This window comes from Marinobacter sp. F4216 (assembly GCF_019931195.1).
Lineage (GTDB): Bacteria > Pseudomonadota > Gammaproteobacteria > Pseudomonadales > Oleiphilaceae > Marinobacter > Marinobacter suaedae.
The window spans coordinates 301,847-317,073 of record NZ_JAIOUO010000006.1 but is presented as its reverse complement, the minus strand read 5'-3'; the positions used below and the strand labels follow the sequence as shown (position 1 = coordinate 317,073).

The 15,227-nt window shown below is 58.9% G+C and carries 17 protein-coding genes; 6 read left to right on the top strand and 11 right to left on the bottom strand.

What is annotated here, in order from left to right:
* Positions 1–20: 20 nt before the first annotated feature.
* The 5 genes from K8I84_RS13505 to K8I84_RS13485 all read right to left on the bottom strand — a co-directional run bounded on the left by K8I84_RS13505 (position 21) and on the right by K8I84_RS13485 (position 5,001).
* Positions 21–1,061: an extracellular solute-binding protein gene (locus tag K8I84_RS13505; RefSeq protein ID WP_223795303.1), complete on the bottom strand. Its 1,041-nt coding sequence runs from the start codon at positions 1,059–1,061 to the stop codon at positions 21–23.
* A complete protein-coding gene (potC, locus tag K8I84_RS13500) occupies positions 1,058–1,828 on the bottom strand; it encodes a spermidine/putrescine ABC transporter permease PotC (RefSeq protein ID WP_223795302.1) in 771 nt (256 codons plus the stop codon). Before potC ends, K8I84_RS13505 begins: the two co-directional genes overlap by 4 nt.
* Positions 1,825–2,682, bottom strand: coding sequence for a spermidine/putrescine ABC transporter permease PotB (potB, locus tag K8I84_RS13495; protein ID WP_223795301.1), 858 nt, complete (start codon positions 2,680–2,682; stop codon positions 1,825–1,827). The genes potC and potB overlap by 4 nt, the downstream gene beginning before the upstream one ends.
* Complete coding sequence (gene potA, locus K8I84_RS13490; RefSeq protein ID WP_223795300.1) at positions 2,675–3,805, bottom strand: spermidine/putrescine ABC transporter ATP-binding protein PotA; 1,131 nt, start codon at positions 3,803–3,805, stop codon at positions 2,675–2,677. The genes potB and potA overlap by 8 nt, the downstream gene beginning before the upstream one ends.
* A gap of 128 nt (positions 3,806–3,933) precedes the next feature.
* Complete coding sequence (locus K8I84_RS13485; RefSeq protein WP_223795299.1) at positions 3,934–5,001, bottom strand: TRAP transporter substrate-binding protein; 1,068 nt, start codon at positions 4,999–5,001, stop codon at positions 3,934–3,936.
* A gap of 179 nt (positions 5,002–5,180) precedes the next feature.
* On the opposite strand from K8I84_RS13485, the gene K8I84_RS13480 reads away from it, so the two are divergent.
* Positions 5,181–5,558 carry a thiol-disulfide oxidoreductase DCC family protein gene (locus tag K8I84_RS13480; RefSeq protein ID WP_223795298.1) on the top strand — a complete coding sequence of 126 codons (378 nt, stop codon included), beginning with the start codon at positions 5,181–5,183 and terminating at the stop codon, positions 5,556–5,558.
* Here the strand turns inward: K8I84_RS13480 and K8I84_RS13475 are convergent.
* On the bottom strand, positions 5,549–6,553 hold the full coding sequence (locus tag K8I84_RS13475) for a DUF2235 domain-containing protein (protein ID WP_223795297.1): 1,005 nt from the start codon (positions 6,551–6,553) through the stop codon (positions 5,549–5,551). The genes K8I84_RS13480 and K8I84_RS13475 overlap by 10 nt on opposite strands.
* Positions 6,554–6,652: 99 nt before the next feature.
* Positions 6,653–7,120 carry a YchJ family protein gene (locus tag K8I84_RS13470; RefSeq protein ID WP_223795296.1) on the bottom strand — a complete coding sequence of 156 codons (468 nt, stop codon included), beginning with the start codon at positions 7,118–7,120 and terminating at the stop codon, positions 6,653–6,655.
* A gap of 102 nt (positions 7,121–7,222) precedes the next feature.
* Between K8I84_RS13470 and K8I84_RS13465 the strand changes: the two genes are divergently transcribed.
* Positions 7,223–7,957, top strand: coding sequence for a sulfite exporter TauE/SafE family protein (locus K8I84_RS13465; protein WP_223795295.1), 735 nt, complete (start codon positions 7,223–7,225; stop codon positions 7,955–7,957).
* Positions 7,958–7,960: 3 nt separating this feature from the next.
* Here the strand turns inward: K8I84_RS13465 and K8I84_RS13460 are convergent, their stop codons facing one another.
* Positions 7,961–8,635 (bottom strand): hypothetical protein, encoded by a 675-nt coding sequence (locus K8I84_RS13460; RefSeq protein WP_223795294.1) that lies wholly within the window; start codon positions 8,633–8,635, stop codon positions 7,961–7,963.
* 155 nt (positions 8,636–8,790) lie between these two features.
* Here K8I84_RS13460 and K8I84_RS13455 point away from each other — a divergent pair, with 155 nt between their 5' ends.
* A complete protein-coding gene (locus K8I84_RS13455) occupies positions 8,791–10,110 on the top strand; it encodes an HD-GYP domain-containing protein (protein ID WP_223795293.1) in 1,320 nt (439 codons plus the stop codon).
* A 21-nt stretch (positions 10,111–10,131) separates the two neighbouring features.
* Here the strand turns inward: K8I84_RS13455 and K8I84_RS13450 are convergent, their stop codons facing one another.
* Together K8I84_RS13450 and K8I84_RS13445 are read right to left on the bottom strand one after the other, a co-directional pair.
* Positions 10,132–10,563 (bottom strand): hotdog fold thioesterase, encoded by a 432-nt coding sequence (locus K8I84_RS13450; RefSeq protein WP_223795292.1) that lies wholly within the window; start codon positions 10,561–10,563, stop codon positions 10,132–10,134.
* Positions 10,564–10,665: 102 nt separating this feature from the next.
* A complete protein-coding gene (locus K8I84_RS13445; protein ID WP_223795291.1) occupies positions 10,666–12,048 on the bottom strand; it encodes a ribonuclease J in 1,383 nt (460 codons plus the stop codon).
* 172 nt (positions 12,049–12,220) lie between these two features.
* Between K8I84_RS13445 and K8I84_RS13440 the strand changes: the two genes are divergently transcribed.
* Entirely contained in the window at positions 12,221–12,904 is a 684-nt protein-coding gene (locus K8I84_RS13440) for a type 1 glutamine amidotransferase domain-containing protein (RefSeq protein ID WP_223795290.1), read from the top strand.
* Here K8I84_RS13440 and K8I84_RS13435 read toward each other — a convergent pair.
* On the bottom strand, positions 12,892–13,365 hold the full coding sequence (locus K8I84_RS13435; protein WP_223795289.1) for an acyl-CoA thioesterase: 474 nt from the start codon (positions 13,363–13,365) through the stop codon (positions 12,892–12,894). The genes K8I84_RS13440 and K8I84_RS13435 overlap by 13 nt on opposite strands.
* A gap of 108 nt (positions 13,366–13,473) precedes the next feature.
* Here K8I84_RS13435 and K8I84_RS13430 point away from each other — a divergent pair, with 108 nt between their 5' ends.
* Entirely contained in the window at positions 13,474–14,202 is a 729-nt protein-coding gene (locus tag K8I84_RS13430) for a MotA/TolQ/ExbB proton channel family protein (protein ID WP_223795288.1), read from the top strand.
* Positions 14,199–15,224: a peptidoglycan -binding protein gene (locus tag K8I84_RS13425; protein ID WP_223795287.1), complete on the top strand. Its 1,026-nt coding sequence runs from the start codon at positions 14,199–14,201 to the stop codon at positions 15,222–15,224. Before K8I84_RS13430 ends, K8I84_RS13425 begins: the two co-directional genes overlap by 4 nt.
* Positions 15,225–15,227: the final 3 nt, after the last annotated feature.

Genomic DNA, 15,227 nt, shown 5'->3' with positions numbered 1-15,227 from the left:
TTTGTTTCCATCTGCGCCGATTACCGGCCAGATTTCAACATCTCCCAGTATTTTGCATAAACTTGCAGGGCTTCATCGCCAATATCCGTCTGGAATTCTGCGTTGGCCATATCATCCGGCGTCGGATAGCTGGCCCGGTTGCTGGCGATCTCGGGTGGCAGAAGTTCCCGGGCCGCCAGGTTCGGCGAAGCGTAACCGATGTCCTCGCTGATCAGGGCCGAGATTTCCGGTCGCAGTACAAAACTGATGAACTTGTGCGCCGCTTCCGGGTTCTTTGCATTCTTCGGGATCACGAAGCTGTCGAGCCAGGCGATGATGCCTTCTTCCGGATAGACGTATTCCAGGGACGGCAGGGTTTCCTGTCCCATTACGGCCTCACCGTTCCAGATCATGCCAACGTCGGCTTCGCCCTCCAGGAAGGGCATTCGGGGCGCATCGGAGTTAAAGGTACGGACCGACGGCATCAACGCTTTCAGTTTCTCGTAGGCGGCTTCGATCTCTTCCGGGTTGGTGCTGTTGCCGGAGTAGCCCAAGACCCGCAGGCCGACGTGGAACACTTCCCGCATATCGTTGGTCAGGTTCACCCGGCCCTCGAAGCGCTCATCCCACAGATCTTCCCAGGCCTTGACCGGCTCACCATCCACATCGGCGGTGTCCACACCCAGGCCGGTGGTGCCCCAGAGGAAAGGAATGCTGTACTCGTTGTCCGGATCCACATCCAGGTTGACCAGGTCCTGGTCCAGGTTATCAAAACCCTCGATCTTGCTTCGATCAATCGGCATCAGCAGGTCTTCCTGCCGCATCTTGCTGACATAATAGGTAGAAGGCACAGCCAGGTCATAGGCCGCGCTGTCGTCCAGCAGTTTGAGCCGGGCGTACATGGCTTCGTTGCTGTCGTAGGTGGTGTAAACCACCTGGATACCCGTCTCTTCCTGGAAACGATCCAGCACTTCCTGTGGCATGTATTCCGACCAGTTATACAGGTTGAGAACCTGAGCCTCCTCGGAACTACAGCCGGTCAGCACGACGGCCAGCAGACCAGCCAGTGCGAATTTTTTCATCGTTTACTCCTTATCAGGATCCATTGAGACAACATCAGCATTACCAGTGAAAACACCAGCAACAGGGTACCCAGAGCATTTACCTCTGGTTTCAGGCCGACGCGCACCATCGAGTAAATGCGCAAGGGCAAGATTTCATAACTGGGGCCGCTCACAAAGGTGCTGACCACCACGTCATCCAGGGACAGTGTGAATCCCAGCAGCCAGCCCGCCAGCAGGGCCGGCATGATGGCCGGAATCAGCACCGTGCGAGTCATAACGAAGTCCGTCGCCCCCAGATCCCGGGCTGCCTCCGGCAAGCTCTCATCAAAGCCGCTCAGTCGTGCCATAACGGTAATCACCACAAACGGCAGACAGAAGGTGACGTGCGCCAGCAACAGCGACACATACCCCAACTGCAGCCCTACCAGCAGGAACAGGGCAAGCAGTGATATGGCCAGCACAATTTCCGGCGACATCATCACCACAAAGAGCATGCCATTGAGTACTTTCTTGCCCCGGAATCGGTACCGATGCAGCGCCAGAGCAGTCAGCGCGCCGATCAGGGTAGATACCGTGGCTGCAGACAGGGCCAGCCACAACGAGTTCCACATGGCCTGAACCATAGCCGGGTTATTGAACAGGGCCTCGTACCAGCGCAGGCTGAACCCACCCCAGGCATAGCCCGTGCGGGACTCGTTGAATGAAAACACCACCAGAACCAGGATGGGCACGTACAACAGCACATAAACCAGCGTCAGGTAGGCACGGGGCAACCAGCGGATCATGCGCCTTCCTCCCCGAGACGCCGCTTACTGACCCGGTGCGCCAGCAGCAACACCGCCATGGCCAGTGTCAGCACAATGCTGGCCGCCGCCCCGAAGGGCCAGTTTCGGGCATCCAGAAACTGATTCTTGATCACATTGCCCACCAGCAGATTGCGGGAACCACCGAGGATATCCGGCACGAAGAACAGACCCATGGCAGGCAGCAGAACCAGCATGACACCCGCGATGACCCCCGGTAGCGTCAACGGGACAATGACGTGGATAAAGGTTGGCCAACGACCGCCCCCCAGATCGTGGGATGCCAGCAAAAGTTCTTCCCGCAGGTCATCAAACACCGAGTACAGCGGCAGGATCATGAACGGCAGCAACAGGTAAACCAGCCCAATGATGACGGCACCTTCGGTGTAGAGCAGCTTGAGCGGCTCTTCGATCAGTCCAAGAGACATCAGGCCGTTATTCAACAGGCCATTGGTGGCCAGAATCAGTTTGAGCGCGTAGGTCCGGACCAGAGAGTTGGTCCAGAACGGCACAATCAGCAGGAAAATAAGCAAAACCTGCCGTTGCTTGCCCACCTTGGACAGCGCCCAGGCAAAGGGATAGCCGATCAGAAGGCAGATCAGGGTCGTAATCGCGGCCATGTACAGGGAGTGAAGGAAAACTTCGAGGTACAGGGGGTCCATCAACTGCCGGTAGGCGTCCAGGTTGAGCGGCAGAGAAATGAACGACGACGGGTCTCGGGTCATGAGGCTGGCACCCACCACCATCAGGTTGGGTGCCAGAACCAGAAACAGCAACCAGCCCCAGACCAGAGCCAGGACTGCGTATTTAAAGGGTTGTTGGCGGATACTATGCATCGGCTTGCAACGCCTCTTCCACCGATCCTGAAGTTTCCCCTTCCTCTTCCGGCAACAACCACTCCCAGCCATCCACCCAACTGACCTTCACCGGCTCGCCCAGACGATAGTCGAAGTTGGGGTCGTCCTCGTCAAAGAATTCACTGGCCAGGACCTCCGTACCATCCACCAGGTGAATCACTGAATCCAGCGTGCTGCCCTTGTAGTTCCGCTCAACCACTTTGCCCACCAGTCCACCTTCGTCATCAGGCTCCAGCACGCGGATATCTTCGGGGCGCAGAAGGACATGCAGTTGCTGACCATCCCGGATGGTAAATTCCGGACGACGGAGCCGGCGCTTCAGCCCGTGCACGTCTACCACAATGGTGTTGTCTTCCTGGCTCTCGACAACGCCGGGCAAGAAATTGGTCTCGCCGACAAACCTGGCAGTAAACAGATTTGCTGGCCGTTCGTAGACTTCCCGAGGTGTACCCAGCTGCTGGACGAGGCCGTCTTTCATGACCACCACCCGGTCGGACATGGACAGGGCTTCCTCCTGGTCGTGGGTGACAAACACAAAGGTAATGCCCAGCTCCCGCTGCAGACGTTTGAGTTCCCCCTGCATGGTGCGTCGAAGTTTGTAATCCAGCGCCGACAGCGGCTCATCCAGCAACAACAGTCGGGGGCGCTTGACCACGGCCCGGGCAATGGCCACCCGCTGCTGCTGGCCACCGGATAGCTGGTGGGGTTTACGGTTAACGAATTCCCCCAACTGCACCATGTCGAGGACGTCTTTGACCCGCTGGCGGATTTCATCCTTCGGGCGCTTTTCCATTTTCAGGCCATAGGCCACGTTGTCGAAAACCGACATATGGGGAAACAGCGCATAGTGCTGGAACACGGTATTCAAGGGGCGGTATTCCGGCACGACATGGGTCAGATCCGTGCCTTCAAGGGTTATTGTGCCGCTGTCAGGGTGCTCGAAGCCGGCCATTAGCCGAAGCAGGGTGGTCTTGCCGCAACCGGAGGGGCCCAGCAAGGTAATGAACTCACCGTCCAGGATATCGAGATCGAGGGAATCCAGTACGGTTCGATCACCGAAATGCTTTGACAGGCCGCTCAACGAGAGCAATGTCTTCTTCATTGGCACACCCCCTTGAAAAAAGGCGCCATTCTTCCAGAAAGCCTCTGACAACAGAAGCTTGCCAGTGATAAGGGGATGTCAGGATATTCCGAAACCCGGCGCAGACGCGCCGGGTGAATGAATGGAATTTATTCGCCGGCGACGCTGTCCAGATAGGCCTTATCAGAAATATTGGTCCACTGCCGAACCTGCTTCAGATAGTTGCGCTGGGATGAGATGATTTCCTGCGCCAGCGGGTCACCTTCGGCCACCTCTTTCAGGCGCTTATTGGTGGCTGCTCGCAGGGCTTCGATCACCTCCGCCGGGAACGTCCGGTGTGTCACATCCGGGTAATCGTCCTTCATCCGGCTCCAGGCTTCACCACTTGCGTGCGTGCTTTGGATGTACATATCGTAGGCCGCAGTGCGCATGGCGACGCGCAGAATCTCCTGCAGATCGGGCGGCAGCTTCTCCCAGCTCTTCTGACTGATCAGGAACTGAACCTCGGCACCAGGCTCCTGCCATCCGGAGTAATAGTAGTTCGCAATCTGGTGGAAGCCCATATTGAAGTCCAACGCAGGCCCGACCCATTCCACCGCATCGATGGTTCCGCGCTCCAGCGAGGTATACAGTTCGCCCGGCGGGATGTTCGTTACCGCCACGCCCAGTTCTGCCATGACTTCACCGGCGAAGCCCGGAATCCGCATCTTCAGGCCGTCCAGATCCTCTACGGCATTGATCTCCTTGCGAAACCAACCGCCCATCTGGTTGCCGGTGTTACCACCGGGAAACGACAGCAGGCCAAAAGGCTCGTACACCTTGCGCATCAGTTCCATGCCCTCGCCATGATAGAACCAGGCATATTGCTCCGGCGCGATCATGCCAAAGGGCACGGTGGTAAAGAACATGGCGTTGGGAATGCTTCCCTTGTAGTAATAGGAGGCGGTGTGCCCCATGTCGTACTGCCCGTTGCGCACCAGGTCGAAAATGCCAAACGGGGCTTTATGCTTGTTGGCCGGATCGATGCGGATCTGCAGGCGGCCATCAGACATCGTTTCCGCCATATCGGCCATGTGCTGCACCGTTTCCGCCAGAATAGGCGTGTTGGGCCCCCAGGTCTGGGCCAGACGTAAGGTGTGGGTTTCCTGGGCATGGCTGAGCGGCCCGGCAGCAAGCAACAGCAAAGCCACCAACCCGTAAGTCAGACGTTTGATCATGTTGGGCATCCTTCGGAGTTGTTTTTACGATCTTTTTTATTCCATGTGCCCGAATAGTAGCTTGCAACGAACGCCCACGGAAAGCCCCCGCTCCACGACGACTCATCTGGTTTACGGCGCAACGGCGTACCTACTTCAGAACTTCACAGGTTCAGGAGTCTGGCTGGTTGGGAGGTCCTATGACGAATCAGGGCGACACACTGTTTTACGACGGGCGCTGCCCCTTGTGCCGGCGAGAAATACACACCCTGCGCAAGCTTCAGACCGGCGGATTGAGCTTCGTCGACATTCACAAATCCGACAAAGTGGCCGCCGGAATCCCGAGCCGTGAATTGCTGCTGCGCCGGTTGCACCTGAGAACCAGCGACGGCCACTGGGTGGTTGGCCTTCGGGCCAACGTTCGGGCCTGGTCCCACACCCGGTTTGGCGTGCTGTTCAAGCCACTGCTCTGGCCCGGCGTGTTTGCCATCGCTACCCGGGTCTACGAGAACTGGGCCGATCGCCGGTATGAGCGCAAATATCAGTGTGCTGTGCGGCAATCACCCGATCAGTCCTGAGGTTTCAGGTTGGGTGGCCGGTACTCCGGATCCTTCTTCCAGCGTTCATGCACTGAGGGGTGGATGCTGGTGTCGATGCCCTCGGGGTCAAGGTCACGGATCAACGGCTTCTTGAACCGGAATATGTGTCGGCGGGAGTTATGCAGTTTGGCCCGGGCATCGGGCCTGGCGCCCTTGGGCAGGTGGGGCTCGATATCCAGGCCCACTGCCGCCGCTTCGTCAATCATCCAGGCCAGTGCAATGTCGGAACTGAACAGGCCTTTATCGTCCGGTTCGTATCCGCCCCCGATGTCACTGTGGGAACCGGCAAACCAGACCTGCTTCAGATCCAGACCGGCCCGTGGCTGCCAGAGTGTAGGCTCGAAATCCTCCCGGCGTTCATCGATGGCCAGGGCATGGCGGGCGAAAGCAACATTGGGCCCCAGCTTGGTGTCGTAGAACTCATCGGTGCGTTCAAACAGTCCCAGCAGAGAAAACGGCACACCCAGCGCACCGACGGTATCCCAGACACCCACGAAGGTGATTTTCCGGGACGGGTGGCAGTGTTTTTTCCGGAACTGCACTGATTTCTCGCCTTCCGGTGCAAAAGGCTTGCTGGTCCGCTTGTAATGCTCGAAGGCTTCCTGAATCAACGGGGCATTGGGGCGCTTGAGTATGCCGCAGTTGTTGATCAGCCCACACAGGGACCTCACGGTATAGGCGCCGCGACTGAAACCGAAGAAATAGAGCTCAGCCCCGGCCTCGTAGTTCTGCACGATGTAGCGGTACGCATCCATGATGTTTTTGTGGATACCCTGGCCGGTTACTCCGCCAACCACCGTCTGGTAGTAAGAGCCAATCCCCCAGTCGTAGAACACCTGCTGATCGGTGCCGTCACTGGCCACCGGACGAATCGCCCGCGCCATGCGCAGGACGTTGGTAGGGAAATCCTTCTGAAGATCTTCTTCGGGCCGGTTCCAGGTCCCGTCTGCGCAGATCACAATTCGTTTTGCCATGGCACCCTCCATTGCCTGCTCAGCGACCGTCGGGCGTCAGTATAGACCAGCCTGCCGGGCCGGGACGGGCTTTGGCACCTCTTGGTAGGCCTGCTGTCTCTACCTCAGGCAGCAGGCTTTGTACTTTCTCCCGCTGCCACAGGGGCAGGGATCGTTCCGGCCCGGTTTCAGAACGCCTTCCTCGGTATCACCGGAGACATAAAACCAGCGGCCGCCTTCCCGCACGAAGTCCGAGCGCTCTTCCAGAAATCCCCAGCCAGAACCTGCCTGATACATCGCCCTGAAATGTACCTGCCCCCGGTCACCGCGTTGCTGTTGATCCAGCACCTGCAGCGAGGCCCATCGGGGCGAATCGTCCAGGTTCAGAGAACCCGGCCGGGTGCTGGCGTGCCAGGAGGCCAGCAGGTAATCGACAAGCCCGAGAACAAAGGCGCTGTAGCGGGAACGCATCAGCGCTTCGGGGGTGTCCGGGGCCTGCCCGGCGTGGGCCGGCTGGCAGCAGGCTTCATAAGGCAAACCGGAACCACAGGGGCACCTGTCCGGAGTGGTACTGGCTGAATCGCTCATTGGTTTTTCCGTCTGCATGTGATCTGATTGCGGCCCACAGTCTAGCAACTTCAATACCCACTGGCCTGTGCCCTGACCTCGCAACGATTAACCCGGTAGACCATGTTGGACGACATCAGCCTTCTGCAGATTATCCTTGCCAACCTGGCCATCCTGGCCGGTGCCTGCCTGCAGGGCGTGGCGGGTTACGGTATCGGCACCTTGTCGGCGCCTTTGCTGTTTCTGATCAGCCCCCTGTTCCTGCCCGGCCCGCTGATTCTCAACGCCGTGATCCTGACCGTGCTGATGCTGATTCGCAATCGGGCCGCCATACAGGTGCGGGAAGTGCGGTACACCATCGGTGGTGGCGTGGCCGGCACCCTGTTGGCGTGGGCCACACTGCTGGTGCTGACGCCCAAAGGTTTCGAGCTGATCTTCGGGGTGCTCATTCTGATCGGCGTGGCCCTCAGCATCGGTGGCTTGCGCCCGGCACTGAACGCCCGCAACAGTGTGCTGGCCGGCGCCGCGTCAACCTATATGGGCACCATCACAGCCGTGGGTGGCCCCCCCATCGCGCTGATCTACCAGAACGAACGGGGCCCACTGGTGCGCGCCAACATGTCCGCGTTTTTTCTGGTCGCCAGTTTTCTAAGCCTGGGGGCGCTGCTGTTTGCCGGCTACCTGGGCAGCCGGGAGTTTACCCTGCTGGCACTGACCTTCCCGGGCGTTCTGGCCGGTTTCTGGCTGTCCGGTCTGCTGGTCAATCGATTGCCGTTTGAAGGCCTGCGACCACTGATTCTGGCGATTGCGGCCGTTGCCGGGACGGCGGCTCTGGTGCGCGGGCTGATATCCCTGTAGCCATCACCTGGTCCACAGCCGCCCCCGGAATCCCGATTGGCGCCAGAGCCAGGCAATCCAGAGCGCATGCAAGTTAATCAGCAGCGCAAACACCCATTCAAACGCATTGTCGGTTCGGTGATACAGATCGGGACTGACGGCATTGAGAATGACCGATGCAATGCCCACCAGCAGCACCAGCTCGCTCAGCCACAACATGCGCCGGCCCTGACGCTGCCACCGGGGGTGCTGGCATAACGCACCACTGATCAACAATTCACACAGGAAGGTGAAAGAGAGGTACACCACCACACCAATGCGTCGCATCAGATTGAATCCATCGCCTTCGTGGCCAAGGGCCACGGTATAGGCGCCCAGGGCCAGACACGACGTTACCCCCAGCAGCGGCACCCAGACCCGCGCCCGGGGCCCTACCCCCAGATGCTTGAGCCAAAATCCATTCAATATCCAGTACAGCAGGCCCAGCATGGCCGCTGGCAGCATGGTGCCCTTGAAAATGAAATAGGCGGTGCCATGACGCCCGGTCCGGCTGATGCTGGTACAGCTGTCCCAGTAGGGCACGCACAATGCCACATGCCCCTCGACCACGGAGACCAGATACGTCAGGTGAATGGTGATCAGTGGAATCAGCGCTGCCGCCAGCGCCAGCCACCAAAGCCGGATGGCCCTATCCTGCATGCTATACACCTCTTAATAACGCGCCCGGCCTCGCCGAGATGTGCCAATGCCCGCTCCATCGTGATTTAACTAAAGTTTACAATCCGGGTGATTCGAATTGCGCAGTTTAGGTCCAAAATAACAAGGTCAAAGGAATAAGCTGGCATACGGAAACGATGCATACCGCCCATCAGGAAACCGTCGAAAAACGCGTTCACGTGTCCGAACTGTCGCTCGGCATGAACGTGGTGCGATTGGACCGCCCCTGGGAAGAAACCGACTTCCTGATGCAGGGCTTTGTCATCCGCGATGAATCCGAACTCGAAGCACTTCGCCTGCAGTGCGACTACGTCTTTATTGAAGGGCGAGTAGAGCACACCCAAAGAGCTTATCCCGGGAAACCTCAGCAACCACCACCAGCTCCTCGCAAAGGCCTGTTCCGTGGGCGCTCTGCGCCCGCGAACGACAAAAAGCCACGGTCAGAACCGCCTCGTCGCCGGGTGAACTACATCAACAAGGTCGACACCGCCACGGAACTGAGAACGGCCACGGTCAAGTTTAAGGACGCCCAGGAAACCGCCAAGTCCATCATGTCTGGCCTGCGAATGGGCCGCACCCTCGACCTGAACAACGCGAGAGCGGTGGTTGACAGCTGTGTTGATAGCGTCCTGCGTAACGAAAGCGCCCTGCTGCTGCTTACCAAAATCAAGAATCAGGACGAGTACACGGCCGAACACTGCCTGAACGTGGCCATTCTTTGCGCGGCCTTTGGCAAGCACCTGGGTCTGCTGGAGGGAGAAATCCGCAACCTGTCACTGTGTGGCATGCTGCACGATGTGGGCAAGACCCGAATTCCCAATAAAATCCTCAACAAGCCCGGCGCCCTGACGCCGGCCGAGTTTGAGGTCATGCGAGAGCACACCACTCACGGTCGCAATATTCTGATGAGTACCAGCCGCTCATTGGATATGGCCGTGGATGTCGCCTTTAACCATCATGAACGAATGGACGGAAAGGGCTACCCCAGAGGCTTGAACGCGCAGCAAATCCCGTTCTTTGCCAAGATCGTCGGTCTGGTAGACTGCTACGACGCTATCACAAGCAGCCGAGTCTACGATAAAGGACGCGCCTCCATGCAGGCCCTGGAGATCATCCACAAGTATCGGGGCTCCCAGTTTGATGAAGAACTCGCTTTAGCCTTTATCCAGCTGATTGGCGTTTACCCACCCGGCTCCATTGTGGAAATGATGAATGGAGAGGTGGGCATAGTGGTGGAAAATCAGAGACGGCACAAACTCAAGCCCAAGGTTTTGCTCGTGCGCGAGGCCGACAAAACTCCCTTGCCCAATTTCCATACGGTCGACCTGATGCTGGGTAACACGGACGACAATGGCAAACCCTACGTCATCGCCAAGGAAGTGCCCGACGGCACCTACGGTGTGGTACTTCGTGAATTCGTCGACCAGGGGCTGATTTTCTCCAAACCAGCCCTCTGAACGCCCAAATCAAAACCGCCGTTACACCTTCGGCCGGCGGGTCACCGCCATGGTCAGGCGGGAAATGCAGGTCGGCTTACCCTCTTCATTTTCCAGTTTGATTTCCCACACCTGGGTTGCGCTGCCGATGTGAATGGGGCGGGCAGTTCCATATACCCATCCCTTGCTGATCGGACGCAAATGGTTGGCATTGATATCCAGCCCAACCGCCACCGTTTCCGGATCCTTCAGGCAACAGTTCGCCGCCATGCTCCCCAGGGTTTCCGCCAGCAATACCGAAGCGCCACCATGCAGGATGCCGAACGGCTGAACGGTTCGCTCGTCCACCGGCATGCGTCCACGCACGAAATCGTCGCCAATCTCCAGGTATTCGATACCCAGATGATCCACAGCGGTGTTTTTGCTGGCAGCCGCCAGGTGTTCCAGATTCGGGGTGCGTGTCCAGATGGCCATATAGGTGAAACTCCAGTTACAGCATTCGGGTTCGGATTTGGGTTATAAAGAAGCGACAGTCTAACCAGATAGCAAGCGAACGACTATCCCCCGCACATTCCGTTACTCTACCCGAACCAGTTCCTGTTTTTGCCAGCCCAGACGACCGGTTTCGGCGATCTGCCGGCGCATACCCGGTACCGGGCGAATCATGAACAGGTCCCCGTTTCGGCCCACCAGGGTCTTCGACACACCGCAATCTTTGGCAATACGGGCATGCACGTCCATATGTTCGGCCTCACCGTGCACCGGGATGGCGATCTTTGGGCGCACCCACTGATACATGGCCTGCAATTCTTCCTGCGCCGGATGCCCAGAGGCATGGATCGGCACCGGCGAGTCCTCGGCGGTGACCACCCGAACGCCCATCTCCTTGAGCCGGGTGATTAATCCGTCAATGGCTTCCTCATTGCCGGGAATGGCCCGGGCGCTGAAAATCACCGTATCGCCGGATTCCAGCTCCAGATCCGGATGAGTGCCGGCCGCCAGCCGCCGCAATGCAGTGCGGGGTTCACCCTGACTGCCGGTGGCTACCACCAGCACCTCATCCCGGGGCAGGTAGCCCAGGTGTGACGGGTTGATAAGGCGATCGCTGCTGTCCCACACGCCCGCCGCCTTGGCCGCCCCACTCATGTTGATCAGTGAACGCCCCAGCAGCCCCATGTAGCGCCCGGTTTCCCGGGCAATGAGCCCCAGCGTATGCAGGCGGGCAATGTTGCTACCGAAGCAGGTCACCACCACCCTTCCTTCGGAGCAGCGCACCGCGTCGAGTAAGCCCTCATGCAGGGCCGCTTCCGAAATGGAATGGCCCGCCACGGTCGCGTTGGTGGAGTCGCACACCATGGCGTCCATGCCTTCGTCCGCCAGTTCGGTAAAGGTCTGTTTCTTATAGCCATGGCCGACCAGGGGCTGAGCATCCAGCTTCCAGTCGCCGCTGTGGAAGATCCGGCCGATGGGGGTGCGGATCACCAGGGCATTCGGGTCCGGAATGGAATGGGTCAGCGCCAGCCACTGCACGCTGAACGGCCCGATCTGTCGGGTATCGCCGGTGTCTACCTCGATGATGGGCACCCGGTGCAACAGTTCGAACTCGGCCAGCTTGCGCCGCAGGATTTCCGCCGTGAACCGGCTGGTGTAGATCGGGCACTGGAGCAGGGGCCACAGGTAGGGCACCGCGCCCACGTGATCTTCGTGAGCATGAGTAATCACCAGCCCCGCCAGCTGATCACGCCGGTCGGCGATGAACGCGGGATCGGCCATCTGCACCGGTGGCTCGCCCCGATGGTGGACCGTGCCATCAGCTGACACCCGCCCGGGTTTCGGGAAGGTCACGCCGCAATCGACCATCAGCCACTGGCCATCGTGGCCATAGAGGTTCAGGTTCATGCCAATTTCGCCGGTTCCTCCCAGGGGCAGGAACCAGAGGTCGTTCTGATCGGGAGTCATAGAAAGTCCAGCAATAACACAAGCGATTACACTATACCTTTTCGCCTAACCGACAAATCGAACTTTCCCTCAATTACGTAACAGACGGTTGAATTTTCCCGCTTCAGACCAAGTTCTGTAACAGTCGCGAAGCAAGCACACTCACCCTCAAACGATGAAGGAGGGATTGCAGATGAACATCCTGATGGTTCTGACCTCACACGATCAGATGGGCGATACCGGGCACAAAACCGGTTTCTGGCTCGAAGAGTTCACCTCACCCTACTACGTATTCCGGGACGCCGGAGCGAAGATTACCCTGGCCTCGCCCAAAGGCGGTCAGCCACCGGTAGACCCGAACAGCGAGGCGGACGACGCCCAGACCGATTCCACCCGCCGCTTTCAGGAGGATGCGCACGCCAGGGAAGCTCTGGCCAGCACCCGCAAACTGAGCGACGTGGACATGAACGACTACGACGCCATTTTCTATCCTGGCGGCCATGGCCCGCTCTGGGATCTGACCAACGATGCCCACTCGGTAGCGCTGATCAAGAAAGCCTACGAGCAGGACAAGGTCATTGGTGCTGTCTGTCACGCGCCGGCCGTATTCCGGGACGTGGAAGTGAAGCCGGGTCAGAACATCGTGGGCGGCCGCAACGTTACCGGCTTTGCCAACAGCGAAGAGGAAGCCGTGGGACTCACCAACGTGGTGCCCTTCCTGCTGGAGGACATGCTGCAGGAGAAAATGGGCAACTACTCACGGGGTGATGATTTCACGCCCCACATTGTGGTGGACGGCAAGCTGATCACCGGCCAGAACCCACCGTCCTCAGAAGGCACCGCCAAAGCCGTGGTGCAGGCCCTTCAGGACGCCTGACCACTGGCCACAATATGCTCCCCGGCGTGGCTGATCAGCACGCCGGGCGCTCCGGCCTCCAGCCGGGCACGGATGTTGTCGGGGATGGGGGTTTTCTCCATCTTCGACGATCGAATCATCACGTCCGTGATGTCCGCGTCGGCGATGAATTTGTCGTCGCCATAGCGGTAGAACTCCAGATGCAAGGTGAAGGATGTGTTGCCAATACGACCAGCGCGAATTCTGGCTTCCAACACATCATCAAACTGCGCCGGTGCCTTCCAGTTGACGGTCAGGCTGACCACCTGAATATCCAGGTCCTGATCCAGCAGCCGCTGGTAGTCACCGAACAGGGTTCGGATGTACTCGTTGATGGCAATGTCCACGTAATCGGCATAGCGTGCGTTGAACACGACCCCCTGTGCGTCGCACTCGCCATAACGGACTCTGAAACGAAAACGAAACGGCTGTTCTGACGACATATCCCTCTCTCCCCCGATTAATAGCTGGCAATAATGGCAACAGCATCGCACATCCTGTGCTACGTTTTTTGAGACTATCTCAAATCCCGCGAAATCCGGTCCATTGCCATGAGCAATCCCAAGCATACTCTCTTCTGGATGACGCTGTTTCTGGCCGTGGTTGTGCTGGTTGGGGCGCTGATTCACAAACCCCTGATCGCCGCCTTCATGGCCAACTGGGTGTTTAACCTGCTGATTCTTTGCGTGCTCATCGTGGGCATAGCCATGACGTACCGGCAAGTTATGATTCTTTTCCCCGAACTTCGCTGGATTTCCCAGTTTCGGACCGGACACTCGGGGCTGTCGGTACTTCAGGAACCCCGTTTGCTGAAGCCCCTGGCCCGGCAACTGGGGGAAGAGTCCAAACGGGACCGCTTCAAGCTGTCCACCCTCTCCCTGCGGACGGTGCTCGATGGCATTCATTCCCGCATGGACGAGCAGCGGGAAATCACCCGTTATTTCATCAGCCTGCTGATCTTCCTGGGCCTGCTGGGCACCTTCTGGGGCCTGCTGGGAACGATCAATTCGGTGGGCGATGTCATCACCAACCTCAACATGAGCGAAGAGGACTTCGGCAAGGTGTTCGGTGAGCTGCAGGCCGGACTACAAACCCCACTGCAGGGCATGGGCACCGCCTTCAGTTCCTCACTGCTGGGCCTGGGCGGTTCGCTGATTCTGGGGTTCCTCGACATCCAGGCGGGCCACGCCCAGAACCGGTTCTACGATGGCCTCGAGGAATGGCTCACCGGCGTTACCAACCTCGTCGACATCGTGGATGAAGAAAGCCCGCGCTCATGATCGGCTCCAAACGTCGCGCCAGAAGCACCATCAACGCCTGGCCGGGCTACGTGGATGCGCTGTCGGCACTGCTGATGCTGATCATCTTCATGCTGCTGATCTATGTGGTCAGCCAGCTGTACCTGTCCCAGACACTGACCGAACGCAACACCGAACTGGCCCGCCTGAACGAGCGGCTGGACGAGATTTCGTCCCTGCTCGGGCTGGAACGAAACCGGGCCGGGGTGCTGGAAGATCAGCTCAGCGCCAGCCAGGACAGGAACACGCAACTGCAGGATCGCTTGAACGCCACCCGAAACCTGCTGATGCAGCAGACCGCCGAGAGCGAGGCTCAGGCCGAGCGGCTGGCCAGACTCGATGAATCCCTGTCCGACAAGGACGAACTCACCGCCAGCCAGGAAGCCCTGATCCTCAATCTGTCCAACCAGATCATTTCGCTACAGAGGCAGCTGCAGAAAATCACCGCGGCCCTGAAGCTGCAGGAAGAAGAGACCGCGGAGCGGGAAAGCGAACTGGAGGACGTGAGCCAGCGTCTGAATACCCTGCTGGCCGAGCGGGTCAATCAGCTGGAACAGTACCAGTCCGAGTTCTTCGGTCGCCTGCGGGATATTCTGGCGGCGAACGAGAACATCCGGGTGGTGGGCGACCGCTTCCTGCTGCCGTCCGAACTGCTGTTCGCTTCCGGTTCGGCCAAGCTGGGGCCTGAGGGGCAGCAGGAGCTGGACAAGCTGGCTGCCGTGCTGCTGGACGTGGCCGAATCCATCCCGGATGACCTCGACTGGATCCTGCGCATTGATGGTCACACCGACATCGTTCCCATCAACACACCCCAGTTCCCATCCAACTGGGAGCTGTCCACCGCCCGGGCCGTCGCCGTGGTGCGTTACCTGGCCGAGCAAGGTGTGCCTGACCGCCGCATGGTCGCGGCCGGCTTTGGCCAGTATTTCCCGGTCGCCGAGGGCACCTCACCGGAAGCCCTGCAGAAAAACCGGCGCATCGAGATCAAGCTGACCGACCGGTAAATC

Coding starts and splice junctions, on each gene's coding strand:
- K8I84_RS13505 (WP_223795303.1), bottom strand. CDS start 1,061: ATGAAAAAATTCGCACTGGCTGGTCTGCTGGCCGTCGTGCTGACCGGC.
- potC (WP_223795302.1), bottom strand. CDS start 1,828: ATGATCCGCTGGTTGCCCCGTGCCTACCTGACGCTGGTTTATGTGCTG.
- potB (WP_223795301.1), bottom strand. CDS start 2,682: ATGCATAGTATCCGCCAACAACCCTTTAAATACGCAGTCCTGGCTCTG.
- potA (WP_223795300.1), bottom strand. CDS start 3,805: ATGAAGAAGACATTGCTCTCGTTGAGCGGCCTGTCAAAGCATTTCGGT.
- K8I84_RS13485 (WP_223795299.1), bottom strand. CDS start 5,001: ATGATCAAACGTCTGACTTACGGGTTGGTGGCTTTGCTGTTGCTTGCT.
- K8I84_RS13480 (WP_223795298.1), top strand. CDS start 5,181: ATGACGAATCAGGGCGACACACTGTTTTACGACGGGCGCTGCCCCTTG.
- K8I84_RS13475 (WP_223795297.1), bottom strand. CDS start 6,553: ATGGCAAAACGAATTGTGATCTGCGCAGACGGGACCTGGAACCGGCCC.
- K8I84_RS13470 (WP_223795296.1), bottom strand. CDS start 7,120: ATGAGCGATTCAGCCAGTACCACTCCGGACAGGTGCCCCTGTGGTTCC.
- K8I84_RS13465 (WP_223795295.1), top strand. CDS start 7,223: ATGTTGGACGACATCAGCCTTCTGCAGATTATCCTTGCCAACCTGGCC.
- K8I84_RS13460 (WP_223795294.1), bottom strand. CDS start 8,635: ATGCAGGATAGGGCCATCCGGCTTTGGTGGCTGGCGCTGGCGGCAGCG.
- K8I84_RS13455 (WP_223795293.1), top strand. CDS start 8,791: ATGCATACCGCCCATCAGGAAACCGTCGAAAAACGCGTTCACGTGTCC.
- K8I84_RS13450 (WP_223795292.1), bottom strand. CDS start 10,563: ATGGCCATCTGGACACGCACCCCGAATCTGGAACACCTGGCGGCTGCC.
- K8I84_RS13445 (WP_223795291.1), bottom strand. CDS start 12,048: ATGACTCCCGATCAGAACGACCTCTGGTTCCTGCCCCTGGGAGGAACC.
- K8I84_RS13440 (WP_223795290.1), top strand. CDS start 12,221: ATGAACATCCTGATGGTTCTGACCTCACACGATCAGATGGGCGATACC.
- K8I84_RS13435 (WP_223795289.1), bottom strand. CDS start 13,365: ATGTCGTCAGAACAGCCGTTTCGTTTTCGTTTCAGAGTCCGTTATGGC.
- K8I84_RS13430 (WP_223795288.1), top strand. CDS start 13,474: ATGAGCAATCCCAAGCATACTCTCTTCTGGATGACGCTGTTTCTGGCC.
- K8I84_RS13425 (WP_223795287.1), top strand. CDS start 14,199: ATGATCGGCTCCAAACGTCGCGCCAGAAGCACCATCAACGCCTGGCCG.